The organism is Zobellella taiwanensis (assembly GCF_003012795.1).
Taxonomy (GTDB): domain Bacteria; phylum Pseudomonadota; class Gammaproteobacteria; order Enterobacterales; family Aeromonadaceae; genus Oceanimonas; species Oceanimonas taiwanensis.
Genome location: NZ_PXYH01000017.1, coordinates 19,683 through 42,604 on the forward strand (window position 1 = coordinate 19,683; position 22,922 = coordinate 42,604).

Below are 22,922 nucleotides of genomic sequence, written 5' to 3' on the forward strand. Positions count from 1 at the left end.
CCCCAGTCCCCAGTCCCCAGTCCCCAGTCCCCAGTCCCCAGTCCCCAGTCCCCAGTCCCGGTAATTAATCCCGGCTCAGCAACTGCCGGTTTTGCTCCTTGGTCAGTATCACCACTTCGCAGTCGGCAATTTTATCCTGCAGCGCCAGTTTGGTGCCCGGATTGAGCCAGACCCAGAAATTGCCCAGGCCCAACAGGGCGCTGGCGGCGCGGATCAGTGCCTGGCTGATGCGCAGCCGGGAGCCGTCGGTATTCTGTACCCTCAGCCGCCAGGCGCGCATGCCGAGGGTCTGGCCGCTGGTGTGCCAGAACCAGCCGTAAAAGCCCAGCACCACGCTCAGCAGATACAGGCTGTACAGACGGCTGGCGCCGAGCAGGGCGGCGGTGTCCGGGTATTCGCCCAGTTGCAGCCAGCCCAGCACCAGCGCCAGCTGGACAGCGCCAAAGCCGACAAAACCGGCCACCATCAACAGTGCCACCACGACCAGAACATCATACAGCCAGGCGCCCAGGCGGCGCAGCACGCCCGCCCTGGGCAGGCCGGTAAATACGGAAACTCCCATCTGTTTACGCCATTGCCATGCAAAAGTGGCTGCATTCTAATGAACTGGCGGCCAGACCGCCACCACAGCGGCGCCGGCAGGTGGACGGATATTTAATATGCAATTGCGAATCGGGATGCGACAATCTGCTTGCGGGCCACCAGGGGATACGTATAATGCAAGCCGCTCACCCTGTGAGCCTACCAAGTGGCAGTGTGATGGAATTGGTAGACATGAGTGATTCAAAATCACTTGCCTTCGGGCGTGCCGGTTCGAGTCCGGCCACTGCTACCATTAAACCCAGCATCGGCTGGGTTTTTTCGTTTTTGCCAAGCTGACACCAGCGCCAATTTGCAGAGTGTAAACCCATGTTTAAACCCGGCCAGCAGGTTACTGTTTCCGTTCATAGCCTTACCGACAAAGGCGATGGTATCGCCACCCTGGATGGGCGTCCGCTTTATGTGGAAGGCGGGCTGCCGGGCGAGGACGTCGAGGTGCGGCTGACCCTGGCCAAGCCCCGTTTTTTCCAGGGCCGGCTGCTGCGGGTGCTACGGGCAGCGCCCTGCCGCCGTGAGGATTTTTGTCCCCATACCGCGTGCGGGGGCTGCCAGCTGCGGGTGATGGATTATCCGGCCCAACTGGCGCTCAAGCGCAGCCTGGTGGCGGAAGCATTGCAGGGCCAGGGCCTGGACTGCCCGGTCGGCCAGACCTTGGGTATGGAGGATCCCTTTCATTACCGCAACAAGGCCCAGTACGCTGTCCAGCCGGGCCCTTTTATCGGGTTTTATGCCAAGCACAGCCACCAACTGGTGGAAGTGGACGAGTGCCGGGTGCAGGCGCCGGCTACCGCCGAGGTGGCACAGCGGGTGCGTGGCTGGATGCGCCGGCAGGCGGTGGCCGCCTACAACGAGCAGAACCGGCAGGGCTGTGTCCGCCATCTGGTGGTACGCAATGGCGTATACAGCGAAGAGGTAATGGTGGTGCTGGTGGTGGCCGAAGAGCCTTCCACTGAGGCGCTGGAACAGCTGGTGGCCGAATTGCAGGGAGTGGCGGGCCTGGCCAGCATCCAGCTCAACCTCAATCCCCGGGAGGGGAACCGCATCCTCGGGGATGAGACCCGGGTATTGTGGGGGGAGCCCTGCATCAGCGATCGCCTGGGCGGGCTGACGTTCGCCATTTCCCCCCTGTCCTTTTTCCAGGTCAATCCGCGTCAGACCGAGGTGCTGTACCGGGAAGCCCTGCGCCAGGCGGAACTGAAGGGGGATGAGGTGGTGTTCGATTTGTATTGCGGTATCGGCACCATTGGTTTGTTCATGGCCGCTCATGCGGCCAGGGTGCACGGGGTTGAAGTGGTCCCCGAGGCTATCGCCGATGCCAGGGCCAACGCCGAGCGCAACGGCCTGACCAATGCGGTGTTCCACCAGGGCTCTGCCGAGGACCTGGTGCCCGGCCTTTATGAAGCGGGGATCCGGGCCGACGTCGTGGTGGTGGACCCGCCCCGCAAGGGCTGTGATCAGGCGTTGCTCGATACCCTGGCCGCCATGGGGCCGCCACGGCTGGTGTATGTGTCCTGCAACCCCAAGACCCTGGCGCGGGATCTGGCCTGGCTGTGCCAGCATGGATACCGGCTGGAGCAGGTCACACCGGTGGACATGTTTCCCCACACCATGCACGTGGAAACGGTTGCTCGCCTGACTCGAGAGCCATAAAGGGCTTGCAATAATATTAATGATAACTATTATCAATAAATCGGCAGCAGGAGGTCCCTATGGTCGTGTTATTGGTATTGGCATGGTTAACGCTGGTGTGGTGGGTCCCTACTTCCTCCCTCACCTTGTGGCTGAGCGCGGGCTTCGCCCTTTTTGCCCTGGTGCTGGCATTGCCGGCGGTCAGCCGGCACTGGTATTGGTTGCCGGTAGGCGGGCTGGCAGGGCTGGGGCTGACCCTGGGCCTGTTGCTGGCCCAGGCGCCCTGAACCCTCAGGGGGATTTGTTCGTGTTTCGTAGCAGGGTTTCCACCCGGTCCAGCTGTGCCCGCAGCTGGACCAGCTCCTGACGCAGGGCCCGGTTGTCCAACTGAGGATCATCCCCTTGCTCGGCCTTGTACTTCTCGCTTTCACTCTGCATGACTTCCAGTACTATGCCGATCATCATGTTGAGAAAGATAAAGGCGGTGAGGAAAATAAAGGTGACGTAATAAATCCAGCTGTAGGGATACAGCTCCATGGTGTCGTACATCACATCGGTCCAGTCCTCGAAGGTGGCGATGCGAAACAGGGTCAGCATCGCCAGGCTGATGTTGCCCCACAAAAACTCGTCTACCCCCTCGAATACAAAGCTGCCGATGGCGGCGTAGATGTAAAAGATGATGAACATCAACAGGGCCACATAGCCCATGCGCGGTATCGAGACCACCAGGGCGTTGAGCAGTACCCGCAGCTCGGGGATCATCGAGATCAGCCGCAAGGCGCGGAACACGCGCAGCAGCCGTGCGATCAGCACGGTATCGGTGCTGTCCACCGGTATGATGCTGGCAAGCACGATAATCAAATCAAAAACATTCCAGCCGGATTTGAAAAAATCCCTGAGGCGGGGCTCCGCCGCCATGCGGATGGTGATTTCGGCCAGGAAGAACAGGGTGACCGCCGTATCCAGCAGGGACAGGAGGTACTCGAAGCGACTGGTGGTGTCGTAGGTCTTGGCGCCCACCACCAGGGCCGACAGCACGATCACACTGATCACAAAACCTTCAAACAGCTTGTTGCTGCGCAGGCGCAAAAACCGGGCCTGCAACTGGGCAAATCCATTATCCATGGTGATTGAATCTCTTAAGCCGAAAAAAGCCGGCAGGGCGCCGGCGCGGCCGCATGGTAATACAGCCCCGGGGAGCTGTCATCCCGGGGTGGGCCGAAGAGAAAGCGGCGGCCGGGGCCGCCACAGTGTCAGGCCGGCAGGGAGCCGAACAGGTTGAGGAAAGTGGGGGGAGTGTGAATATCGAAGCGCATGCCCAGGCGCTGGGCGATATCCCGTGCGCACAACACGCCGCGGATTTGGTGTGACTCCCGCTCGATCACCAGGCAGTGCTGCTCGCCGCTGGATTGCAGGGCATGGATGACATCGGCGATGCTGCAGTCCTGCAACTGCTGATAGTCGAGAGCCCTGAGCTTGTCGCGCGGGCACATCAGGTCGCTGACCGTGATGTCGTTGCGGTGATCGCCGTTGGCGACCCGCCGAACAAAGGCCTGGCCGTTCAGCTGCTCGAGATGGATGATGCCGATCAACTCTTCCTGCTCATCCACCACCAGTTTCAGGCGGGTATGATCATGGTGCATCATGCCCAGCAATTCAGCCGCGCGGGTGTTGGCATCGATCATGGTGGGGGGATTTTGCCGAAAATCGTTCAGCAGCTCCCGGGCGGGGGAGCTTAAGTCCAGATCGCGGATTTCACCGGGCTGGATCAGGTGGTCGCCCTGCTCTACGGCATACAGATTCAACGTTTTCATGGTGTTTCTCCTCGGTCCGGCCGGGTGGCCGTGACCACAGACAAATGACGGGGTAACAGGTGGATCAGGCAGGCTGATCGGGTTGTCTGCGGGAGGAAGAAGGCGGTGCCCGGGCCTGGCATTCGGTAAGGCAGGGATGAAGGGAAGGCGCGGCGCTGATCGGCGACCAGCCATGTTGGCGCGGCACCAGGCCCTGGCCGTTGTTTGCGGCCAGGGCGCTATCGTGGTCGTCACTGCCTTCCTGTTCGGGCGGCAGCCAGGTCTGCCCGACCGGCGGGTTGACCAGTTGCGCCTGCTGATCGGTCAGCTCCAGCCATGACGGCCCGGCCACGGTGGCGGGGGACGAGCACAGCAGGCTGAGATACAGCAGCAGGGCAAGGGTACTGAGCCAGGGCAAGGCAGGACTCCGTTAACCAAAAATTAACAATGGAGTCATCATCCGACGAAATGCCGGCAAAAACAAGAGGGGCAGCAAAAACAGGAAAAACCCAAAAAAGGGGAAGGTTTTGCTAAACAAGGGAAAAAACAGAGAGAATTTTTAACAATCGTGGTGCGAAGGGGGGGACTTGAACCCCCACGTCCGAAGGACACTAACACCTGAAGCTAGCGCGTCTACCAATTCCGCCACCCTCGCGTACCTGATTGTCCGGCTGTTTTAGATGGGCCGCCATCATGAAGTCCGGGTATGTCGTCAAACCTGACCGGTTTGGTGCGAAGGGGGGGACTTGAACCCCCACGTCCGAAGGACACTAACACCTGAAGCTAGCGCGTCTACCAATTCCGCCACCCTCGCATACCCGAATTGTCCGGCTGTTTTCGATGAGGCCGTCATCCTGTTGACTCAGTCGTGGTGCGAAGGGGGGGACTTGAACCCCCACGTCCGAAGGACACTAACACCTGAAGCTAGCGCGTCTACCAATTCCGCCACCCTCGCCCGTGCTGAGGACTGCGAATTCTATAGATTTTTTATCGGTCGTCAATACGCAGCTTCCGGGAAAAATTAAAAAAAACCGGCATAGGCCGTCAGCCAGTCAAAAAAGCCGCAAACTGCGCAAAATCTCAACGCCGGGCTCGATAAATCCTGAACTTGCCGTTGGCCGCCAGGGTGTCGCAATGGCCAAATGCCTGGCCGATGATCTCCGGATAGGGCAAGAAGGCATTGGCTACCAGCAGCAACTGCCCGCCCGGAGCCAGGTAATCGCGGGCCTGGCGCAGCAGGGTTTCGGTGGTATGGTAAAAGGTTTTCAAGCCAGCATGAAACGGCGGATTGGTGACGATGCAGTCGAAGGGACCCCGCACCTGGGCCAGGCCGTCGGAGGCATACACTTCCCCCGCCAGGCCGTTCTCGGCCAGGGTCAGCCGGCTGGCCTGCAGGGCCAGGGCGCTGATGTCGGTTTGCTCCAGGCGGATGGCGGGGTTGCGCTTGAGCAGGGTAGCGCCGATGACACCGGCACCGCAGCCGACATCCAGTACCCGCCCTTCCACCTGATCCAGGGTGTCGAGCAGCAACCGGGTGCCGCTGTCCAGGTGCTCGGCGCTGAATACCCCGGGCAGGCTACAGATGCTCAGGCCGTCCCTGGCCAGGGAATAACGGCGCACCCAGGCGGCCGGGTCCGGCGGGGTGACCGGGCGGCTCAGTTCGGCCTGGTAAAGGCTGGCGCGGCGGGCGCTGTCGAGCTTGTTGACCTGGTCGCAATAGGCGGCCAGCAAGCGGGGCGCGGCCTTGACGCCGCCCTTGTTGTCGCCGGCGATAAACACAGGTGCGCCCGGGGCCAACAAGGGCAGGCAGGTGGCCAGCAGGTATTCCGCTTCGGCCTTGGCCTTGGGCATCAACAGCAACAGGCCGGCAGCCGGCTCCTGGGCCGGCAGGTGGCCGAACTCCACCGCCAGGCCCCGGTTTTTGCCCTGCAACCACTGGAAATAACGAAAATCGGTGGTGAATATCCGGGGGGCCGGGCCTGCGTCGGCCAGCAGTCCCGGCAGATCGTCTTCGAGCAGGCCGCAAACCAGCAGCGGCTGGCGGCTCAGGGTATCCAGGTTGCGGGTCAGCATCTCGCTGACCGGGGTCAAGGCCTCAAACATTTCTGCGTCCGTCGTCAATTGGCAGGAATCGGCATTATACATGCCGCCACCCCCCTTGACATTTGCCGGCCATTGGCAAAATATGCAGTTCAGGGTCTTTTCAGGTGCAACTCATGATTTTCATCGTTAAACGCAAACCGGCCAAACCGCTCAAACGAAAGGCGGCCTTATTTGTTTGCGTGACCGACGCCTGATCTTTATCAAGACCAACATTTCTCAAACCCCGGTTACGCAGCAGCGACCGGGGTTTTTTATCTGCACTATTTCATCCTCTAGCCAGGAGAAGGAGTTTCCATGTTTCGCGGTTCTTTAGTTGCCCTGCTTACCCCCTTTGACGGTGACCGGCTTGACGAGGCGGCCCTGCGCCGCATGGTCGAGTGGCACATCGGGGAGGGTACTCACGGCATTGTGCCGGTGGGCACCACCGGGGAAAGTCCTACCCTGAGCCATGACGAACATTGCCGGGTCATTGAAATCGTGGTTGAGCAGGCCGCCGGCCGGGTGCCGGTGATTGCCGGCGCCGGCTCCAACAACCCGGTGGAAGCCATTGAATACAGCAACTACGCCCAGCAGGTCGGCGCCGACGCCACCCTGCATGTGGCCGGCTATTACAACAGGCCGAGCCAGGAAGGCCTGTACGCGCACTTCAAGATGCTGCACGACGCCACCGAGCTGCCGATCATCGTGTACAACATACCGCCGCGGGCCGTGGTCGACATAACCCCTGCCACCATGGCGCGGATCGCCGAGTTGCCGCGGATTGTCGGCGTCAAGGACGCCACCGGCGACCTGGCCCGGCCCTGGGCCGAGCGGCAGCTGATTAAAAAGCGTTTCGCCTGGCTGTCCGGCGAAGACGGCACCGCCGTTTCCTACAATGTGGCCGGTGGCCAGGGCTGTATTTCGGTCACGGCCAACGTGGCGCCCCGGCTCTGTGCCCAGGTGCAGGAGCTGACCCTGGCGGGCAAGTGGGAAGAAGCCAGGGCCCTGCAGGACAAGCTGCTGCCGCTGCACCAGGCCATGTTCGCCGAACCCAACCCGGCCTGCCCCAAGTACGGCCTGTCCCTGCTGGGATTGGCCAGCGAACACTGCCGGATCCCGGTGGTGCCGCTGCAGGAGGGCACCAAGGCGCGCATCCGCGCCGCCATGGAAGCCCTGGAATTGATTTAACCCCCAATGGCCGCGCGAGCGGCCATCTTATTTTGGTAATCCCGATGATTCCTGAACATTGTCATGCCCTGCTGTTCGACCTGGACGGCACCCTGGTGGACACCATGCCCCTGCACCTGGCTTCCTGGGAGCGGGCGGCGCGGGAGTTTGGATTTGGCTACGACGCCGACTGGCTTTATGCGCTCGGCGGGGTGCCCAGCCGCAAAATTGTCGATATCATCAACCGGGAGCAGGAACTTGCCCTGGACCCGGAGCGTGTTGTCCGGGTGAAGAATGATCACTACCAGACGCTGCTGCCCACGGCGCGGCCCTTTCCCGCCATGCTGGCGCTGTTGGAACAATACCGGCACTTGCCCCGGGCCATCGGCACCGGATCATCTCGCGCCAACGCCGAACGGGTGCTGGCCAGCACCGGCCTGCATGAGTGGTTTTCGGTGGTGGTGACCGCCGACGACGTTGAACGGCACAAGCCGAATCCGGATACCTATTTACAGGCGGCGCTGAAGTTGGGGCAGGAGGCGGAACACTGCCTGGTATTCGAGGATACGCCTATTGGCCGGCAGGCAGCCACGGCAGCGGGCATGGCGTGTATCATGGTGGTCGGGGGCCGGCCGCAGACAGGCCGGCCCTGAGCCGATCAGGGCTGGTCGTCCTGACCGTCTTCGTGATGATGATGGTCGTCGCGATGGCCGCCGTGGTCGTCGCGGTGGCTTTCATAGCGCGGGCGGCGCGGCTTGTTGATGATCACGCCGGTGCGCGGCGGACGGCGTGTCGCCGGCGAAATGGTGGAAATCTTCGCTTTGTAAATCAGTTGCTGCTGGCCGCGGGGATCGGACAGCAGGATGCTGTATTGGTCGAAAGCACTGATCATCCCTTCCAGCTTGATGCCGTTGGTGAGGAAGATGGCGCAATGGGTCTGGTTCTTGCGCAACCAGTTCAGTGCCGCATCCTGTCCGTTACCCAATGAAAAGGCCTGCTGCAGCGATTGGGGGTTAGATGATGGGGCGGTCATGTGAGGAAGTCCTTTTTGTAATTTTTCAGCCCTGATTGTGCTTAATGAATACCCAGCTTGTCAAAGCAAAGCGCAAATTAATCCGTCAACCCAAGGAGTTAACGTGGCGCCTTCCGCTTCTACCGCCGGCACAGTGGCGTTGGCCTGCCTTATCGTCAGCATTGGCCAGCTCAGCCTGGGGCTGGTGTTCCCGGTGCTGCCCGCCATCAGCCAGGCCCTGGCGGAAGATCCGGAGCGGATACAGTGGCTGATCTCCGCCTATCTGTTCGCCTTTGGCCCTGTGCAGCTGCTGTATGGCCCGCTCAGCGACGCCCGGGGCCGGCGACCGGTATTGCTGGGCGGCTTGGCGCTGGCCCTGCTGGGGGTGGCGCTGTGCCTGTTGCCGGGCGCATCTTTTGAGTCGCTGTTGGTCGGGCGGCTGTTGCAGGGCATGGGGGCCGGCTGTAGCGCCGTGGTTTCCCGTGCCATGTTGCGCGACAGCTTCGACGGACCGGCGTTGCGCAATGCCCTGTCCTACGTCGCCATGGCCGCGGCCTTCACCCCCATATTGGCGCCGGCCCTGGGCGGCCTGATTGGTCATTATCTTGGCTGGCAGAGCGTGTTCGCCGCCATGCTGCTGTACCTGAGCCTGTTGTGGCTGTTGTTGCTCGGGCGCTTCCGGGAAACCCACAACGGCCGGCGTTATCCGCTGCGGCTGGCCACAGTGCTGGGCAGCTACCGGCAATTGCTTGGCGAGCGCCACTTTCTCGGCCACGGCGGCATGTTGTGGGGACAGTTTTCACTGATGATGACGGCGGTATCGGTACTGCCCTATGTGCTGCAGCAGCAAATCGGCATGAGTGCCGCCGAATACGGCCGCTGGGCCCTGCTGCCGGCAATGGGATTGTTGTTGGGCGGGATCATCAACAACCGCATCCAGCACCGGGTGGGGGCAGAACAGGTATTGCGCTTTAGCCCCTATCTCCAGCTTTCCGCCGGGCTGTGGATCATGCTGATGCCACTGTCCCCCGGCCTGGTGATCGCCGGGGTCTTTATCCAGGCCCTGGGCAACGGCATGGCCTTTCCCAACGCCATGAGCCGGCTGCTGGAACCCTACCGGGAAGGGACCGGCGCGGCCGCGGCCCTGTCCGGAGCCCTGCAAATGCTCTGCGCCAGCCTGCTGACTGCCGGCCTGGCCCAGGCCGGGGTAGACACCGCCTTCAGCCTGGGGCTGTGCATCGTGCTGGGTGCCCTTGTGCTCAAGATCTTGTCGTTTCTTGCCGTGGGGCGGTTTTAGGCATCCGCATCGGCCAGCCGGCGCTGTTCTCGCGGCAGCCAGGCAAGGGCAAACAGACCGCAGCCGGCCAGAATGAGGATGGCCAGGGCACAGGCTTCCCCCGGCGGCAACGGCAGGCGCGAGGCGGCATAGGCGGCGGTGGCGGCCCCCGCCATTTGCAGGCAGCCGAGCAAAGCGGCGGCGCGTCCGGCCCTGTCGGCAAAGGGAGCCATGGCGGAAGCCGCCGCCGCGCCCAGCACCAGGGAGAAACCCACGGAACAACCGGCAACCGGCACCATGAAGGCGGCCACAGAGGGGGCCACCTGCATCCACATCAACATGGCGCCACCGCCGGCCAGCAAGAGCAGGGCGCCGATATGTACCACCCTGTGTCGGCCCAGGCGACGGCTCAGCCGGGGCGCGGAAAAACTGGCCGCCATCACGATCAGGGCATTGCTGCTGAAAGCCAGGGCAAATTGAGCCTCACTGAGCCCCAGTTGTTCCATCAGGATCAGGGGTGCAAAGGTGACGTAGGTCAGGATACAGCCCATGGCGGCGATGCAGGTGGTGACGTAGACCCGAAAGGCCCGGTGCCGCCAAACCGACAAATAGGCGGCCGGGGACAATATGGACTGGTGGCGGGTGTCCGCGGGGCGGCTTTCCTGCAAACGGATCAGCACCGGCAGCAGGGCCAACACCGCAAACAGGGCCAGGAACAAAAAGTTGGCCTGCCAGCCGGCATGCAGGGTCAGCCAGGCGCCCAGTACCGGGGCCAGGGCCGGCGCCAGGCAAAGGGCGCCATTGAGATAAGAATAGGCGCGGGCGCTGTCGGCGGCATTGAGCCGGTCGCGCACCACAGCAAAGGCCACCACCGAAGTGCCGCAGGCCCCCAGGCCCTGGATCAGCCTACCCAACAACAGCTGGGGTAGCGCCTGGGCAAAGGCGCTGACCAGGGCGCCGGAAAAGAACAGGACGATGGCCGCCAGGGCCACCGGCCGCCTGCCGAGATTGTCGACCAGGGGGCCGAACACCAGCTGTCCCAGGCCGAGCGCCAGCATGAACAGCGACAGGCTGAGCTGGATATCGGCGGTACTCACCGCCAGGGCGGTGGCCATCTGCGGCATGGCGGGCAGGTAGATATCGATACCCATGGGGCCGAACAGGATTAACGGGAGCAGTAGCAGAACCAGGCTGATAACGGGGTTTTTGGCCATCGTATCTGTCCTTTCGCAAGAAAAGGGCGAAATTATAACCTAAAAGTCAGCTTGCTGGCAGCGCGGAAAACGGGCAATAAAAAAGCCGCGCCCTGGGGGCACGGCTTAGGAATTCTTGGTGAGGTAGTCTCTTACAGAGGAACTACGTTCTCAGCCTGAGGACCTTTCTGGCCTTGAGCTACAGTGAACTGTACTGCTTGGCCTTCAGCCAGAGTTTTGAAACCCTGGGTCTGGATGGCGCTGAAGTGAACGAACACGTCAGGACCCTGTTCTTGCTCGATGAAACCGAAACCTTTGGATTCATTGAAGAACTTAACTTTACCTTTAACGATATTAGACATACCTAAATCCTGTAAACAAACTTACATAAATAACTAGCTGTGAAAAATACCGGTTTAACTTATGAAATACAGGACGAGGTACTACTAGGAACTTCGTAAGCAAGAACATAAATAAGCCGCATCTTCCAAGCCGAGGCCACTCTAACCCGTTACCTGGTGGGGGTCAACAGGTATTTCTGTGACCCCGCACCCTTTAATGGAAGTTTCACAACGCGCCGAGATAGTCGCCAATTAGTTCCGTTTGGGTTTGGTTTTTCCTGGAATCCGCCGTTCCGGCAAGCCCGCCGCCGGCTGTGCGGCGGGACTGGTGTGGTTGCGGTGATTAACGGCGCAGGATCAGATCACCCCGGAACATCATCTCCAGGCGCAGGGTAATGCCGAACTCGGGGTCGTAATCCTGCTCCCGGGGAAAATGCAGTTCGGGGATGACGTCGAGAAACAGGATTTCCCGGTGCAGGTTGCGGCGGTACTGGCTGAGCAGGTAATAGTCGTGCAGGCGGGGATCCGAGGTGCTGCGGCCCACAGCCACGGCGGCGTAGCGAATGGCACTGCGCCGGCCCAGGATCTGGTTTAGCTCAACCGACTCCGAATACTCCAGGGTATCGACCGTTTCCAGCCACTGGATATTGGTGACGAAACGCAGGTGGCGGATCTCGTCCAGCGGCCGGCCAAAATCCCAGCGGCTGCGCACCGAGTAGCCTTCTTCGTTGAACCAGGACGCCCGGTTGTAGGTATCCAGTTGCCAGGGCGATTCACCCAACTGCCACAGCCGTTCACCGGTAAAGCGCAGATAGGGATCCAGCGGCAGCCTGACCTTGACCCCGGCTCCGGCCTGCAGGTTCCAGGCATCGGCCTTGTCGCGCTTGCCCAGCCGGCGCAGGCCGACCAGGAAATTGTCGGTACCGGTCTGGTTGGCGCGCAACCGGCTGGAGCCCTGCTCCGCCAGGGTGCCCTGGGTTTCTTCCGGGTCGCTTTCGATGATAAAACGCAGCCGCTCTTCCGTGGTGGGCAGGTCAAGGCGCAGGCGCACCGCGGTTTCGGCGTTGAAGTCGTCGGTATCGTTCCATTCCAGCTCCTGGCTCAGGCGCAGGTAGGAGCCGTTTTCCACCGTCAGGCTGTCGTCGGTGCCGAAAAAGCCGTCGATACTGCGGGAACTGTTGTCGAGCCAGCGGGATACGCTGTCGTGCACCGGGGTGATCCTGTCGATGGCCCAACGGGGCAGGTCGGAGTCGTCTTCGGGGGTGGCTGCCGCCACCGAGGCGCTGAGCAGCAGCGCGAACAGGGGAAGTGTTTTCATGGCATCATTCCTTTGCCGCATCAATACAAGCCTAGGTAACCGGGGCGGGAATACCATGTCTTTTTCTGGATAGTCGTCAATATCTTGCATCAGGAGACGACGGATTTGAAGTGTTCGCCGTCGGGGCTCACCATCACCCGGTTGCGGCCTGCCTGCTTGGCCTGGTAAAGCGCCGCGTCGGCGATTTTCAGGCTCTGGCGCACCGCCGGCCCCCGGGCGGCATGGTGGGTGACGCCCAGTGAAATGGTCAGGGAGTCCACAAACGGCGGCGTGCTGTGGGCCACGTGACGGCGCAGCCGCTCTGCCACCTGGCTGGCCACCGCCAGGGTGACCTCGGGCAGCAGCATCACAAACTCTTCTCCACCGCTGCGGCAGAGGATATCGCTGTCCCGGGAGTTCTCTTGCATCATCCGCGCCAAAAAGCGGATCACCTCGTCGCCGGCGGCGTGTCCCTTGCTGTCGTTGATTGCCTTGAAATGATCGATGTCGAGGGCAATTACCGCAAAGGCGGTGTCGTCACCCAGCCGATCCAGCATGGTTTGCAGGCCGCGCCGGTTAAGCAGGCCGGTCATGGGATCGGTGAGACTGTCGATATTGAGCTGGGTGATTTTTTCATGGAGCAGGCCAATCCCCTTGAGCATGGCCTGGCGCAATTGCCGCGCCTCGAAATACCAGGAGCGGATCCGGCGGATCTGCTGGGGCACCTCGGGGGAGTCCATATGCTGGGCATGGCGGGCCAGTTGCCACAGGGGCCGGGAAATCAAGGCCGCCAGCAGCCAGATGCAGGGCAGGGTAAGCAGGGTGAGCGGCAGTATGCCGATAAAAATCCCCCGCATCTTTGCGTTCAGCTCGGACAGGGTGGCGGCGGTGGGGCGCTGGGCCACCACCCCCCAGCCGGAGAGGGGCACGGGGGCGAAACCGGCCAGCATATCGAGGCCCTGGCTGTTGAGGAGCCTCTGCTCGCCGCTGTTGCCCAGCAATACGCTGTCGATGACCGGATTGCCTTCAATTTGCTCTCCCAGGCGGGTGTTATCCGGGTGGTAGATCAGGTGTTTTTCACTGTCGACCACATAGAGATAGGAGCCATCCTGGTAATAGTGCTGCCCCAGCAACAGGTTGAGCACATTTGCTTCGGTCAGGAAAATATCCGCGCCAAGATAGCCCTGATATTCACCGGCGCTATCCAGCAAGGGATAGGACAGGGTGACCACCAGCCGGTTGTCGGCAGACAGATAAGGCTGGCTGATCAGGGGCGCGCGCCGGCGCAAAATGGCCTTGTGCCCCTCGGTGTCGAGCCGCAGGGCTTTATGCTGCTCAAAGGGGGCCGCGGCCAGGATCTTGCCGTATTTGCTGACCACCGCCACAGCGTTGAAATTGTCGCTCTGGTAGAGCAGATCCTGTGTTGCCTGTTGCAGCCGGGCGGGATCGTCCAGCCGGTCGCGGACCTGGCCGGTGCTGTAGGCCAGCTGTTGCCAGGCGGTGCGAAAAAAGTGATTGGTGACCTCGGCCAGCTTGGTGGCATAGACCCGGTTGGCCTCCAGGGTGGAATGCAGCAACAGGCGATGCTGGGCCTGGTAACTGGCGTAGAACACATTAAGCAGGGTCAGCAGGGCACTGCCGATGGCCAGTAACAGGATCAGCGTTCTCAGATCCAGGCGAAACAGGGTGGATAGTTTCATCACTCGTTTAGCGAATCCCTTCCATGGATTTGAATGAGGACGTGGGAATGTTTGTATACATTGTGGCAGCAAAGCGGCACCATCTCCACCGCAAAGGGAAGGGGAGGCGCGGGTACGGATGGCGGGCACAAAAAAACCAGCGCTCTGGCTGGTTGGGATGGTGCCGGCAGAAGGAGTCGAACCCTCGACCTACTGATTACAAGTCAGTTGCTCTACCAACTGAGCTATGCCGGCACAAAACAGATGGTGCCCAGAGGCGGAATCGAACCACCGACACGGGGATTTTCAATCCCCTGCTCTACCGACTGAGCTATCTGGGCGTTGGGCTTTTGCTGGAAAAGACACCGAAAATGGTGCCCAGAGGCGGAATCGAACCACCGACACGGGGATTTTCAATCCCCTGCTCTACCGACTGAGCTATCTGGGCGTTGGGCTTTTGCTGGAAAAGGCACCGAAAAATGGTGCCCAGAGGCGGAATCGAACCACCGACACGGGGATTTTCAATCCCCTGCTCTACCGACTGAGCTATCTGGGCAACGGGGCGCCATTAAATAAGATTGGCCAGGGCAAGTCAACCGGTTTTTAGGCGCCCCGGATGCGTTCGCTCAACCCTTGAACAAAGCGGCGATTTACTCCGCGGAAGGGGGGGTGTAGCCCTCGATTTTCACGTCTGCGCCTTCAAACAGGTAGGCAACCATTTCCTGCTCCAGCAGTTGGCGATGCTCGGCATTCATCATGTTGAGCTTCTTCTCGTTGATCAGCATGGTCTGCTTTTTCTGCCACTCGGCCCAGGCTTCCTTGGAGATATTATCGAAAATGCGCTTGCCCAGTTCCCCCGGGTAAAGCTGGAAATCCAGGCCATCGGCCTCTTTTTGTAAACGCTGGCAAAAAACGGTACGGCTCATCGGATCCTCTCTTGCAGTTGCGGGTAGGCCAGCAGCTTTTTGGTGGCGGCCGCCAGACCCACCTCGGCGGGTTGCTGCAAGTTATACCAAAGACGCTCATCCCCTGCCATGACCTCGTCCGGCATCCTGGACAATTGTACCCGCCAGGGGGTGATGTCCAGGTGGAAATGGCTGAAGGTATGGCGAAAGCCGGGCAGCGGTTCGGGCGCCCCCGCATCGGGAAAGCGGCTCAGCCAGCGGTGCATTTCCTGCTCGTCGGCAAATTCCGGGAAACAGTACAAACCGCCCCACAGTCCCTGGGGAGGGCGCTGCACCAGCAGCAGCCGGTGTTCATGCTGGAGCAGCACAAAGCAGGCCTGTTTTTGCGGCTGTTCGGTTTTTTTCGGCTTGCGGTGGGGAAAGTCGGTGGGGCGTCCCAGGGTCCTTCCCTGACAATCTTCGCGCACCGGGCACAGCTCGCACCTGGGTTTGCTGCGGGTACACAGGGTGGCGCCAATATCCATCATCGCCTGGTTGTATTGGCTTACCCCCTCTCTGGGCGTGAGCCGTGCCACCTGTTCCCAGAGCGCGTTTTCCACTTCTTTTTTACCGGGCCAGCCTTCCTGGGCCAGCCAGCGGGCCAGCACCCGCTTGACGTTGCCGTCCAGGATGCCGTGGTGCTGGCCCAGGGACAGGGACAGCACGGCCCCGGCGGTGGAGCGGCCAATGCCCGGCAGGCCCAACACCTCTTCGAAACGTTCGGGAAAACGGCCCTGGTAGTGATCGCGGATCACCTGGGCGGCTCTGTGCAGGTTGCGGGCACGGGCGTAATAGCCCAGCCCGGTCCAGTGATGCAGCACCTCGTCCTGACCGGCGTCGGCCAGGCTGACCACATCGGGAAAGCGGGCCATAAAGCGCTGGTAATAGGGGATCACGGTGACGACCTGGGTTTGCTGCAACATGATTTCCGACACCCACACCCGGTAGGGGGTTTTATCCTGCTGCCAGGGCAGGGTTTTGCGGCCGTGCTGGTCATACCAGGCCAGTATCCGTTCGGCAAAAGAAGCTGTATTCACGGGGATCAACACTGGAAAAGAATGGCGGGATCTCAGCACAGCCCGCCCGCCAGTGCAAATCCGCTGCCAACAATCTTTCCCCGCCATGGTTTGTTATTTGAATGTTTTCTGATACAAAAGATGCAGTTTTGTTGGCGCCCGCCATGCCTGTAATCTAGAGAGACCCCTATGCAGCCCTTTTTCGCCCAGCGCTTTGCCAAGGTAGAGCCTTCCTTCATCCGTGAAATCCTCAAAGTCGCCGTCAACCCGGAAGTCATTTCCTTTGCCGGCGGCCTGCCCAACCCCGATTTTTTCCCGAATGAAGAGCTGCAGGTGGCCACCGCCAAGGTGCTGGGCAACAAGGGCAATGGCGCGCTGCAATATGCCGCTACCGAAGGCTTTGGCCCGCTGCGGGAATATATCGCCGAGCGCTACCGCACCCAGCATGGCCTGCAGGTCTCGCCCGACAACATTCTGATCACCAACGGCTCCCAGCAGGCGCTGGATCTGATCGGCAAGGTGCTGGTCAATGAAGGCGACGATCTGATCATCGAAGAGCCGGGCTACCTGGGCGCCATCCAGGCGCTGTCGGTCTACCAGCCCAACTTCCGGGGTGTTTCCCTCAACGACGACGGCCCCGACCTGGCCGAACTGGACGCCTTGCTGGCCGAACCCAACCACGCCCGGCTGATGTATGGCGTGACCAACTTCCAGAACCCGTCGGGCCTGAGCTACAGCCTGGAAAAACGCCGGGCGGTGGCCGAACGGCTGATCCGCCACAATGTGCTGATGGTGGAAGACAACCCCTATGGCGAACTGCGCTTCGAAGGGGAGCATCTGCCGCCCATTGCCAAGCTGGCACCCGAAAACGTGGTGCTGCTCGGCTCCTTCTCCAAGGTGGTGGTGCCGTCCTTCCGCCTGGGCTGGATGGTAGTGCCGGACTGGCTGCGCACCAAAATCACCATCGCCAAGCAGGCGTCCGACCTGCACACCAACGGCTTCGTGCAACAGGTGCTGTTCAGCTACCTGCAGGACAACAGCCTGGACGCCCATATCGATCGCATCCGCACCGTCTACGGCCAGCAGAAAAAGGCCATGGAGCAGGCGCTGCTGCGCCACTGCCCGGGGCTGGATTTCACCCGGCCCGAGGGCGGCATGTTCCTGTGGCTGAAGCTGCCGCAGCACCTGAGCGCCATGGACTTGTTCAACCTGGCGATCAGGGAAAACGTGGCCTTCGTACCGGGCCGGCCCTTCTATGTGCGTCCGGACATTCTCAACACCGCCCGTTTCAGCTATTCCGGCGCCGATGCCGCCACCATAGAGGAAGGCATCAGCCGGCTGGGCCGGGTTATCCAGCAGGTGCTTTGAGCGCGGCCATCGGCCATAAGAAGCCGCCGGTTTATACCGGCGGCTTCTTTATATCTGGTGAACGCTTCCCGCTTGCAGCCTGACGTTTTTTGCCCTTGCACCTTTGGGCTAACTTTGGATAATTCGCCTTCCCAAGCCAGCCGGAGAAAGCCAATGACAGATCAACACCCGCCCGCTCAAACCGAGGAAGCGCTGCGCCAGCGCAAGATCCGCAGCTTCGTGCGCCGGGAAGGCCGCCTCACCAAGGGCCAGGAAAAGGCCCTGGCCGAGCAATGGCCGCGGATGGGGCTGGAATTCAGCGGTCGGCTGCTGGATCTGGATGCGGTGTTCGGCCGCCGCGCGCCCCGGGTGCTGGAAATCGGCTTCGGCATGGGCGCGTCCCTGGTGGAAATGGCCGCCGCCGCCCCGGAGCAGGATTTTATCGGTATTGAAGTGCACACCCCCGGCGTGGGCGCCTGCCTGATGGCGGCGGCGGAAGCCAATCTGACCAATCTGAGGGTGATGTGTCACGACGCGGTGGAAGTGTTCGAACAGATGCTGCCCGAGCAGAGCCTGGATCGGGTACAGCTGTTTTTTCCCGATCCCTGGCACAAGAAGCGCCACCACAAGCGGCGCATCGTGCAGCCGGCCTTCGTGGAGATGGTCCGCAGCAAGCTCAGGATCGGCGGCGAATTCCACATGGCCACCGACTGGGAAAACTACGCCGAGCACATGCTGGAAATCATGCAAGCCGCCCCCGGCTACGCCAACGCCGCGCCCGAGGGCGACTATATGCCCCGGCCCGACTACCGCCCGCTCACCAAGTTCGAGCAGCGCGGCCACCGCCTGGGCCACGGGGTCTGGGATCTGATCTTCACCCGTACCGCCTGATCCGGCCCACTCCCTCCCCCGAACACGGCATTGCCAGAATGGCGCCGGAGTATCGCGAGGGGGAGGGCTGGGGTGGGGGTGTTGGTGGTGTGCCGGCCAGGATCGGCTGATATACTCATCCGGCTTATTTTCCTATTGCTGGCTCCATGACATCAACGCACACACACGCCGCCCGCTGGGTACTGCTCATCTTCGCGCTCTGGTGCCTGGTGGGGCAGCACGTCTTTATCCATCATCTCGGTGGCGTCGGGTTGGACTTGCCGTTCAACGCCATCAGTTGGCTGTTCGTAGGAGCCATGCTGGCCGCAGGCGCCGGTTGTGTGAAACCGGTAGTGATCACCTCTCGCTGGTGGCTTTGCATGGCGGCCGGTGCCCTGATGTTATGGATTCCCTACTTTTACCCCCATGCCGAAACCACCCGCATCCAGGCTTTGCCACGCTTGTTGGGGCTGGCCGGTGGCCTGCTGTTTTACCTGATGTTGCAACAATGCCGGTTCAACAGCGCACAGCGCCGGGGGCTGCTAACCGGCCTGCTGGTGCTGGCCTCGCTGCAAATGCTGTTTGGCTTTATTCAATTTTTTCTGCTGCCGGCGGAAAACTGGTTTCACTTCAACACCAGCGTCAGGTTGCCCTACGGCATATTCATGCAACGCAACGTTATGTCCAGCTTTGTAGGATCGGCCGTGTTGCTGGCGCTTTACCTGCTCATTGTGGCGCGGGCCGGCCGGGGACACTGGCTGATGTGGCTGTGGGGCGGCACCGCAGCCGTGGCCGGCATTGTGCTGGTAGTACTGCTGCAGAGTCGGGCGGGGTTGTACAGCTTGCTGGCTGGCCTGTTGCTGTTGTTGCCGGTGTGCTGGCTGCGCCTGAACACCCGCTGGCAACGCTGGTTACTGCTGGCGGTGGTGGTAATGGCCGTTGTGGCCGGCGTGGTGTTGTTGCTGCAGTCCGATTTACACCGGCGAATGCTACAAGTGTATGGCGAGCTTGGAGTACGCCACGAAATATGGCTGACCACCCTGGGCCTGATTGGCCGGCACATTTGGGCCGGCATTGGCTATGGCGGCTTTGAACCCGCCTATTATGCCGAAGCTGCCAGCATCATGGTACGCAGTGGCATTGCGCCGCAAATGCCCGGCGGGCTGCACCATCCCCATAACGAAATACTGCTGTGGTTGGTTGAAGGTGGCGTGGTTGCCCTGCTGGCATGGCTGATTTGGGCGCTGGGCGTGGGGCAACTGCTCCGGCGCCTGCCCTGGAGCGAACGCCTGGCCATGGTGGCCCTGTGCCTGCCGGTGCTGGCCCACCTGATGTCGGAATATCCGTTTGAGCACTCGGTATTGCACTGGCTTTGGCTGCTGATCCTGCTTTACTTTTTCGATAGCCAAAACAACAAAGGCAAGGTCCTCAGCGTAACCACCGCCTGGCCGCTTAGGGGCATACTGCTGGCCTCCGGGATGGGGCTGGTGCTTTATATGGCAACCGGGTTGCAAACCACCTATCAACTGACCCATTACCAGCGGGAAGGATACAGCAGGCCAGGGCGCTTGAGCACCGTGCTCAACCCCTGGTTCTGGCCCGAGCGCCTGCAACTTTACCAGCAGAGTGAAAACCTTGTCCTGGCGTTGACACAACAGCGGCCAGAGGGAGTAAAAGCGTATTTAAACTGGTCGGAGCCCCTGATCACTCGCCTGCCCAGAGTGACCCTGATGCACAACCACCTGGTTGCCCTACTGGCGTTGGGCAAAGACCACCAGGCGGAAGAACTGGCGGCCAGGCTGCGGCTGGAATATCCCAAGGTTGGGCACTATTCGGTCGCGGCGCTCAACAAGATCCGCGCGCAGTTGCAGCAGGGCAAGGCTCAGGTGTATCGCCACCTGTCCCAGCCCGTGGGCAGTGCAACCTACTATGGGCAATGGCATTACCCATCGCCCTGAGCCGGTGCTAGTGGCGTGTTCGGTTGGTGCGCGTTTTATCGTGCTTGCCGGCCAGCACGGCAATGGCGCACAACACCACAAAGGTAGCGGCATTGGCCGGAATTTGCAGGTTAAAGTCGGTAAAGGAATGGATCATCAACGACACAATCCCCATGCAGGCCGCAAAGCCCACGCCACTGCGATACCACGACTCCCGCTGCCATAACGCCCGCAGGGCATGCCATAACGCCAGCAATACAAAGGCCGCCAGCGGCAGGGTACCGAGCAGGCCGTACTCAAGGGCGAACTGAATAAAGTCATTATGGGCATGATCAAAATGGCCAAGCAGCTCGGGCCCTGCATACTGCGGAAAGATCGCTTCAAAACTGCCGGCACCGCTGCCCGTGAGCCAGTGCTGCTCCAGTGCGGGGAGCGCGTCCCTGTAGGCATCGTCGCGCAAATCGTTGCTGCTGGCCCTAAGCTGGCCTTCCACCAGCTGCACCTCTACCTGGGTGGCGGACAAACGCTGTTTAAGTTCATCCAGGCCAAAAAACTGACTGATAACCAGAATGTCAATCGCGATAAAACTGCTCAGCAGCACGGCGTTTCTTAGGCGGTTTTGCTTGTTCAGCAAAATAAAAGTGCTGCCAATCACCACCAGGCTAATGAAAAAAGCGGTGTTGCCCATGCGCGATCGGGTCATTACCAGGCCTATCACCATAATAACCAGGGCGATACGCAGTCGCGCCTTGGGGCTCATAACCAGTTCCAGCAGCGCCTTAAGATTAAATGGCTGGCCGTCGCGTAACGCCATCATCAGGCCAATGCCGCAGGCCAGGGTTATTTCCAGGTAGCCCGCCAAATGATTGCGGTTGACAAAAGTGCCGGTGGCAACCGCCTTGGAAGTTAAAAAGCCCCACTCCAGATTTGAAAGCACCATAAAGGTACCCACAAACGCCTGCAAGGTACCGCTGGCCACCAGCACCGCCAGCAGTACCGTAAGCCTGCGGCGGGTATGAAAAACGCTGAGCACCATCACAAACAGCAGGGTATAAGCCAACCCCAGCATCAAATACTGGAAAGTCGCGCCCACATCCAGGCTAAGGCCCAGCCACCATTGCGCAGCCACCCAGGCCTGGGTGGCCAACAGCAAGGCCACCATGGGGCCAGCGGCCGCCAAAACGCGGCCAAAAGGGCGCTCCTTATCCAGGCGGCTCCAGGCCCAGAGCGTTCCCAGCAGGCTCACCAACAGCACCAGCAACCCCACAGACCAATCCCGGTTGCTGCCCAAGGGCAGAGGCAACCATAACAGCAGGCCCAACAGGCCAACATAAACAAAAGAATCGAGAATCGAGCGCTTTTCCATTGTGCTTCCGTAACAACAAGCGACAGCCCCAAGGAGCCTGACATGGCGGGTATTCTATAGTCCGGGGCGCACCAGTAACAGGTTAAACAGCGCCGTTAAAAACGAAAAAACGCGCCCGATGGCGCGTTTAAGGCAATAAAGACAGTCGAACTCAGCTTTCGCTGGCGGAAGAACCGCCGCCACCGCCACCACCACCGGCAGACGGGGTAGAGCCGGTGTTGCCGGTGCCGGTAGTGCCACCAGCAGCGGTACCGCCGGCAGTAGCGGCAGCGGCCACGCCGGCAGCCACGGCGGCCTGCACGGCAGCCACATCGGCAGACGGCACGGCCTGGGTGACGGCGGCGGCAACCTGGGTAGCGGCCTGCGGAGCAGCCTGGGCTACCGCCTGGGCAACCTGGGCTGCAGCGGCAGGCACGGCGGCAGCCACGGAGGCGGCAACCTGGGCTGCAGCGGCGGGCACGGCGGCAGCCACGGAGGCGGCAACCTGGGCTGCAGCGGCGGGCACGGCGGCAGCCACGGAGGCGGCGATGGCGGCAGCGGCGGCGGGTGAAGCCTGGGCGGCGGCAGATGCAATGGCGGCAGCGGCGGCCGGGTTGGCGGCAGCCACGCTGGCAACGGCGGCGGCAATGGCCTCGGCGCCTTCGGCAGCCAGTACGGCGTCGGCTTGTTCGGCGGTTAATTCAATACCGGCTGCTTGCAAAGCAGCCAGCGTAGCCTGGTCGGCCAAGGCAGGGCCTGCGGCCAAAGCCGCGGCCAGCGAAAGGGCGGTAAGCGTTTTACGCATTAGTCAACATCCTCGTCTTTGTATCGGTAAGCGACATGCCATACGGCCGGCAGCATGCAGGCATTACCCCATATGGTGTTTTTCAAAGCCTTGCTAAATTACCTTAAGCTAAAGCGGAAAGTAAAAACAGCTCCGATTGTATATGCACTGTGCGATATGGGCAATTGGCTAGCCGGGAAAATCCCGTACCCGTTCAAACGGTATTTCAGTTGGCCATAATGAAGTTTTAATTACTACAGGTGCCGGCCCGGGGCCACTTTTCCTTAACGTTTTGGTTGATCAATGAACAGTGGCCGAGAGGGCTTCCTTATGACGGCTGAATGTGTGTAAAATGTCCGCCCGAAAGATCCTGAAAATGGCCTGCTGCTCAAATTTTATTGTAACTATTTGATAATACAGGATAAATGCGTGATTTTCCCGGTGTTGAGGCAACTGTCATCAAAGCGTGACAGACACATCGTTAAACTCACTACGAAAAGAATGGTCGTGCTGGTTGGCACGTGTGACAGCGGCAGGCGCAGCAGTACCAATAGGCAAAAAACAGCAGTGCGCCGTGTGGCTTAACGCCAGGCTGCGGCAGAAAAACCCA

At 60.9% G+C, this 22,922-nt stretch carries 22 protein-coding genes and 8 tRNA genes; 9 read left to right on the forward strand and 21 right to left on the reverse strand.

All coding sequences use genetic code 11. The annotated features are described in order from the left end of the window. Positions 1-64: 64 nt before the first annotated feature. On the reverse strand, positions 65-562 hold the full coding sequence (locus C7I36_RS12255; RefSeq protein WP_106453993.1) for an RDD family protein: 498 nt from the start codon (positions 560-562) through the stop codon (positions 65-67). A 188-nt stretch (positions 563-750) separates the two neighbouring features. Here C7I36_RS12255 and C7I36_RS12260 point away from each other — a divergent pair. The 3 genes from C7I36_RS12260 to C7I36_RS12270 all read left to right on the forward strand — a co-directional run bounded on the left by C7I36_RS12260 (position 751) and on the right by C7I36_RS12270 (position 2,516). Then, positions 751-835, forward strand: a tRNA-Leu gene (locus C7I36_RS12260). A gap of 74 nt (positions 836-909) precedes the next feature. After that, positions 910-2,250, forward strand: coding sequence for a 23S rRNA (uracil(1939)-C(5))-methyltransferase RlmD (gene rlmD / locus C7I36_RS12265; RefSeq protein WP_106453994.1), 1,341 nt, complete (start codon positions 910-912; stop codon positions 2,248-2,250). 59 nt (positions 2,251-2,309) lie between these two features. Beyond that, positions 2,310-2,516: a hypothetical protein gene (locus C7I36_RS12270; protein ID WP_106453995.1), complete on the forward strand. Its 207-nt coding sequence runs from the start codon at positions 2,310-2,312 to the stop codon at positions 2,514-2,516. Positions 2,517-2,520: 4 nt separating this feature from the next. Here the strand turns inward: C7I36_RS12270 and C7I36_RS12275 are convergent, their stop codons facing one another. The 7 genes from C7I36_RS12275 to rsmC form a co-directional block, all read right to left on the reverse strand. Further along, entirely contained in the window at positions 2,521-3,354 is an 834-nt protein-coding gene (locus C7I36_RS12275) for an ion transporter (protein ID WP_106453996.1), read from the reverse strand. A gap of 128 nt (positions 3,355-3,482) precedes the next feature. Beyond that, the gene (locus C7I36_RS12280) at positions 3,483-4,043 is read right to left on the reverse strand and encodes a CBS domain-containing protein (protein WP_106453997.1); all 561 of its coding nucleotides are present in this window, start codon (positions 4,041-4,043) and stop codon (positions 3,483-3,485) included. A gap of 64 nt (positions 4,044-4,107) precedes the next feature. Continuing rightward, entirely contained in the window at positions 4,108-4,440 is a 333-nt protein-coding gene (locus C7I36_RS12285) for a hypothetical protein (RefSeq protein ID WP_106453998.1), read from the reverse strand. A gap of 151 nt (positions 4,441-4,591) precedes the next feature. Next, a tRNA-Leu gene (locus C7I36_RS12290) sits at positions 4,592-4,677 on the reverse strand. Positions 4,678-4,750: 73 nt separating this feature from the next. Further along, positions 4,751-4,836 (reverse strand) — tRNA-Leu (locus C7I36_RS12295). A 55-nt stretch (positions 4,837-4,891) separates the two neighbouring features. Then, positions 4,892-4,977, reverse strand: a tRNA-Leu gene (locus C7I36_RS12300). Positions 4,978-5,102: 125 nt separating this feature from the next. After that, a complete protein-coding gene (rsmC, locus tag C7I36_RS12305) occupies positions 5,103-6,125 on the reverse strand; it encodes a 16S rRNA (guanine(1207)-N(2))-methyltransferase RsmC (RefSeq protein WP_106453999.1) in 1,023 nt (340 codons plus the stop codon). Between the two features lie 294 nt (positions 6,126-6,419). Between rsmC and dapA the strand changes: the two genes are divergently transcribed. Next, the gene (gene dapA / locus C7I36_RS12310; RefSeq protein ID WP_106454000.1) at positions 6,420-7,292 is read left to right on the forward strand and encodes a 4-hydroxy-tetrahydrodipicolinate synthase; all 873 of its coding nucleotides are present in this window, start codon (positions 6,420-6,422) and stop codon (positions 7,290-7,292) included. Positions 7,293-7,336: 44 nt separating this feature from the next. Beyond that, positions 7,337-7,924 (forward strand): HAD family hydrolase, encoded by a 588-nt coding sequence (locus C7I36_RS12315; protein ID WP_106454001.1) that lies wholly within the window; start codon positions 7,337-7,339, stop codon positions 7,922-7,924. A 5-nt stretch (positions 7,925-7,929) separates the two neighbouring features. Here C7I36_RS12315 and hfq read toward each other — a convergent pair whose 3' ends face one another. Continuing rightward, on the reverse strand, positions 7,930-8,304 hold the full coding sequence (gene hfq, locus C7I36_RS12320) for an RNA chaperone Hfq (protein ID WP_106454002.1): 375 nt from the start codon (positions 8,302-8,304) through the stop codon (positions 7,930-7,932). A 103-nt stretch (positions 8,305-8,407) separates the two neighbouring features. Between hfq and C7I36_RS12325 the strand changes: the two genes are divergently transcribed. Next, a complete protein-coding gene (locus C7I36_RS12325) occupies positions 8,408-9,580 on the forward strand; it encodes an MFS transporter (protein WP_106454003.1) in 1,173 nt (390 codons plus the stop codon). Here C7I36_RS12325 and C7I36_RS12330 read toward each other — a convergent pair. The 10 genes from C7I36_RS12330 to mutY all read right to left on the reverse strand — a co-directional run bounded on the left by C7I36_RS12330 (position 9,577) and on the right by mutY (position 16,050). After that, entirely contained in the window at positions 9,577-10,773 is a 1,197-nt protein-coding gene (locus C7I36_RS12330) for a multidrug effflux MFS transporter (protein ID WP_106454004.1), read from the reverse strand. The two genes, C7I36_RS12325 and C7I36_RS12330, sit on opposite strands and share 4 nt — an antisense overlap. Before the next feature lie 131 nt (positions 10,774-10,904). After that, complete coding sequence (locus C7I36_RS12335) at positions 10,905-11,114, reverse strand: cold-shock protein (protein WP_106454005.1); 210 nt, start codon at positions 11,112-11,114, stop codon at positions 10,905-10,907. 322 nt (positions 11,115-11,436) lie between these two features. Further along, the gene (locus C7I36_RS12340) at positions 11,437-12,411 is read right to left on the reverse strand and encodes a hypothetical protein (RefSeq protein ID WP_106454006.1); all 975 of its coding nucleotides are present in this window, start codon (positions 12,409-12,411) and stop codon (positions 11,437-11,439) included. 89 nt (positions 12,412-12,500) lie between these two features. Then, positions 12,501-14,090, reverse strand: a complete 1,590-nt coding sequence (locus C7I36_RS12345; protein ID WP_106454007.1) for a GGDEF domain-containing protein — start codon at positions 14,088-14,090, stop codon at positions 12,501-12,503. Between the two features lie 158 nt (positions 14,091-14,248). Continuing rightward, positions 14,249-14,324, reverse strand: a tRNA-Thr gene (locus tag C7I36_RS12350). A 10-nt stretch (positions 14,325-14,334) separates the two neighbouring features. Next, positions 14,335-14,410: transfer RNA gene (locus C7I36_RS12355), tRNA-Phe, on the reverse strand. Positions 14,411-14,441: 31 nt separating this feature from the next. Continuing rightward, positions 14,442-14,517 (reverse strand) — tRNA-Phe (locus tag C7I36_RS12360). 32 nt (positions 14,518-14,549) lie between these two features. Continuing rightward, positions 14,550-14,625, reverse strand: a tRNA-Phe gene (locus C7I36_RS12365). A gap of 94 nt (positions 14,626-14,719) precedes the next feature. Continuing rightward, complete coding sequence (locus C7I36_RS12370) at positions 14,720-14,995, reverse strand: oxidative damage protection protein (RefSeq protein ID WP_106454008.1); 276 nt, start codon at positions 14,993-14,995, stop codon at positions 14,720-14,722. After that, positions 14,992-16,050: an A/G-specific adenine glycosylase gene (gene mutY, locus C7I36_RS12375; protein ID WP_106454043.1), complete on the reverse strand. Its 1,059-nt coding sequence runs from the start codon at positions 16,048-16,050 to the stop codon at positions 14,992-14,994. Before mutY ends, C7I36_RS12370 begins: the two co-directional genes overlap by 4 nt. Positions 16,051-16,218: 168 nt before the next feature. On the opposite strand from mutY, the gene C7I36_RS12380 reads away from it, so the two are divergent. From C7I36_RS12380 to C7I36_RS12390, 3 genes are all read left to right on the forward strand, one after another. Continuing rightward, complete coding sequence (locus tag C7I36_RS12380) at positions 16,219-17,397, forward strand: aminotransferase-like domain-containing protein (protein ID WP_106454009.1); 1,179 nt, start codon at positions 16,219-16,221, stop codon at positions 17,395-17,397. A gap of 153 nt (positions 17,398-17,550) precedes the next feature. Next, complete coding sequence (trmB, locus tag C7I36_RS12385) at positions 17,551-18,267, forward strand: tRNA (guanosine(46)-N7)-methyltransferase TrmB (RefSeq protein ID WP_106454010.1); 717 nt, start codon at positions 17,551-17,553, stop codon at positions 18,265-18,267. Positions 18,268-18,413: 146 nt separating this feature from the next. After that, positions 18,414-20,204: a PglL family O-oligosaccharyltransferase gene (locus C7I36_RS12390; protein WP_106454011.1), complete on the forward strand. Its 1,791-nt coding sequence runs from the start codon at positions 18,414-18,416 to the stop codon at positions 20,202-20,204. Between the two features lie 7 nt (positions 20,205-20,211). Here the strand turns inward: C7I36_RS12390 and C7I36_RS12395 are convergent, their stop codons facing one another. Together C7I36_RS12395 and C7I36_RS12400 are read right to left on the reverse strand one after the other, a co-directional pair. Further along, entirely contained in the window at positions 20,212-21,549 is a 1,338-nt protein-coding gene (locus C7I36_RS12395) for an O-antigen ligase family protein (protein WP_106454012.1), read from the reverse strand. A gap of 151 nt (positions 21,550-21,700) precedes the next feature. After that, positions 21,701-22,333 carry a cell division protein FtsY gene (locus C7I36_RS12400; protein ID WP_106454013.1) on the reverse strand — a complete coding sequence of 211 codons (633 nt, stop codon included), beginning with the start codon at positions 22,331-22,333 and terminating at the stop codon, positions 21,701-21,703. Positions 22,334-22,922 lie beyond the last annotated feature (589 nt).

What these genes read in the sequence shown, in the direction of transcription:
- C7I36_RS12255 (WP_106453993.1), bottom strand. Translation starts at nt 562, where the DNA reads ATGGGAGTTTCCGTATTTACCGGCCTGCCCAGGGCGGGCGTGCTGCGC.
- rlmD (WP_106453994.1), top strand. Translation starts at nt 910, where the DNA reads ATGTTTAAACCCGGCCAGCAGGTTACTGTTTCCGTTCATAGCCTTACC.
- C7I36_RS12270 (WP_106453995.1), top strand. Translation starts at nt 2,310, where the DNA reads ATGGTCGTGTTATTGGTATTGGCATGGTTAACGCTGGTGTGGTGGGTC.
- C7I36_RS12275 (WP_106453996.1), bottom strand. Translation starts at nt 3,354, where the DNA reads ATGGATAATGGATTTGCCCAGTTGCAGGCCCGGTTTTTGCGCCTGCGC.
- C7I36_RS12280 (WP_106453997.1), bottom strand. Translation starts at nt 4,043, where the DNA reads ATGAAAACGTTGAATCTGTATGCCGTAGAGCAGGGCGACCACCTGATC.
- rsmC (WP_106453999.1), bottom strand. Translation starts at nt 6,125, where the DNA reads ATGTTTGAGGCCTTGACCCCGGTCAGCGAGATGCTGACCCGCAACCTG.
- dapA (WP_106454000.1), top strand. Translation starts at nt 6,420, where the DNA reads ATGTTTCGCGGTTCTTTAGTTGCCCTGCTTACCCCCTTTGACGGTGAC.
- C7I36_RS12315 (WP_106454001.1), top strand. Translation starts at nt 7,337, where the DNA reads ATGATTCCTGAACATTGTCATGCCCTGCTGTTCGACCTGGACGGCACC.
- hfq (WP_106454002.1), bottom strand. Translation starts at nt 8,304, where the DNA reads ATGACCGCCCCATCATCTAACCCCCAATCGCTGCAGCAGGCCTTTTCA.
- C7I36_RS12330 (WP_106454004.1), bottom strand. Translation starts at nt 10,773, where the DNA reads ATGGCCAAAAACCCCGTTATCAGCCTGGTTCTGCTACTGCTCCCGTTA.
- C7I36_RS12335 (WP_106454005.1), bottom strand. Translation starts at nt 11,114, where the DNA reads ATGTCTAATATCGTTAAAGGTAAAGTTAAGTTCTTCAATGAATCCAAA.
- C7I36_RS12340 (WP_106454006.1), bottom strand. Translation starts at nt 12,411, where the DNA reads ATGAAAACACTTCCCCTGTTCGCGCTGCTGCTCAGCGCCTCGGTGGCG.
- C7I36_RS12345 (WP_106454007.1), bottom strand. Translation starts at nt 14,090, where the DNA reads ATGAAACTATCCACCCTGTTTCGCCTGGATCTGAGAACGCTGATCCTG.
- C7I36_RS12370 (WP_106454008.1), bottom strand. Translation starts at nt 14,995, where the DNA reads ATGAGCCGTACCGTTTTTTGCCAGCGTTTACAAAAAGAGGCCGATGGC.
- C7I36_RS12380 (WP_106454009.1), top strand. Translation starts at nt 16,219, where the DNA reads ATGCAGCCCTTTTTCGCCCAGCGCTTTGCCAAGGTAGAGCCTTCCTTC.
- trmB (WP_106454010.1), top strand. Translation starts at nt 17,551, where the DNA reads ATGACAGATCAACACCCGCCCGCTCAAACCGAGGAAGCGCTGCGCCAG.
- C7I36_RS12390 (WP_106454011.1), top strand. Translation starts at nt 18,414, where the DNA reads ATGACATCAACGCACACACACGCCGCCCGCTGGGTACTGCTCATCTTC.
- C7I36_RS12395 (WP_106454012.1), bottom strand. Translation starts at nt 21,549, where the DNA reads ATGGAAAAGCGCTCGATTCTCGATTCTTTTGTTTATGTTGGCCTGTTG.
- C7I36_RS12400 (WP_106454013.1), bottom strand. Translation starts at nt 22,333, where the DNA reads ATGCGTAAAACGCTTACCGCCCTTTCGCTGGCCGCGGCTTTGGCCGCA.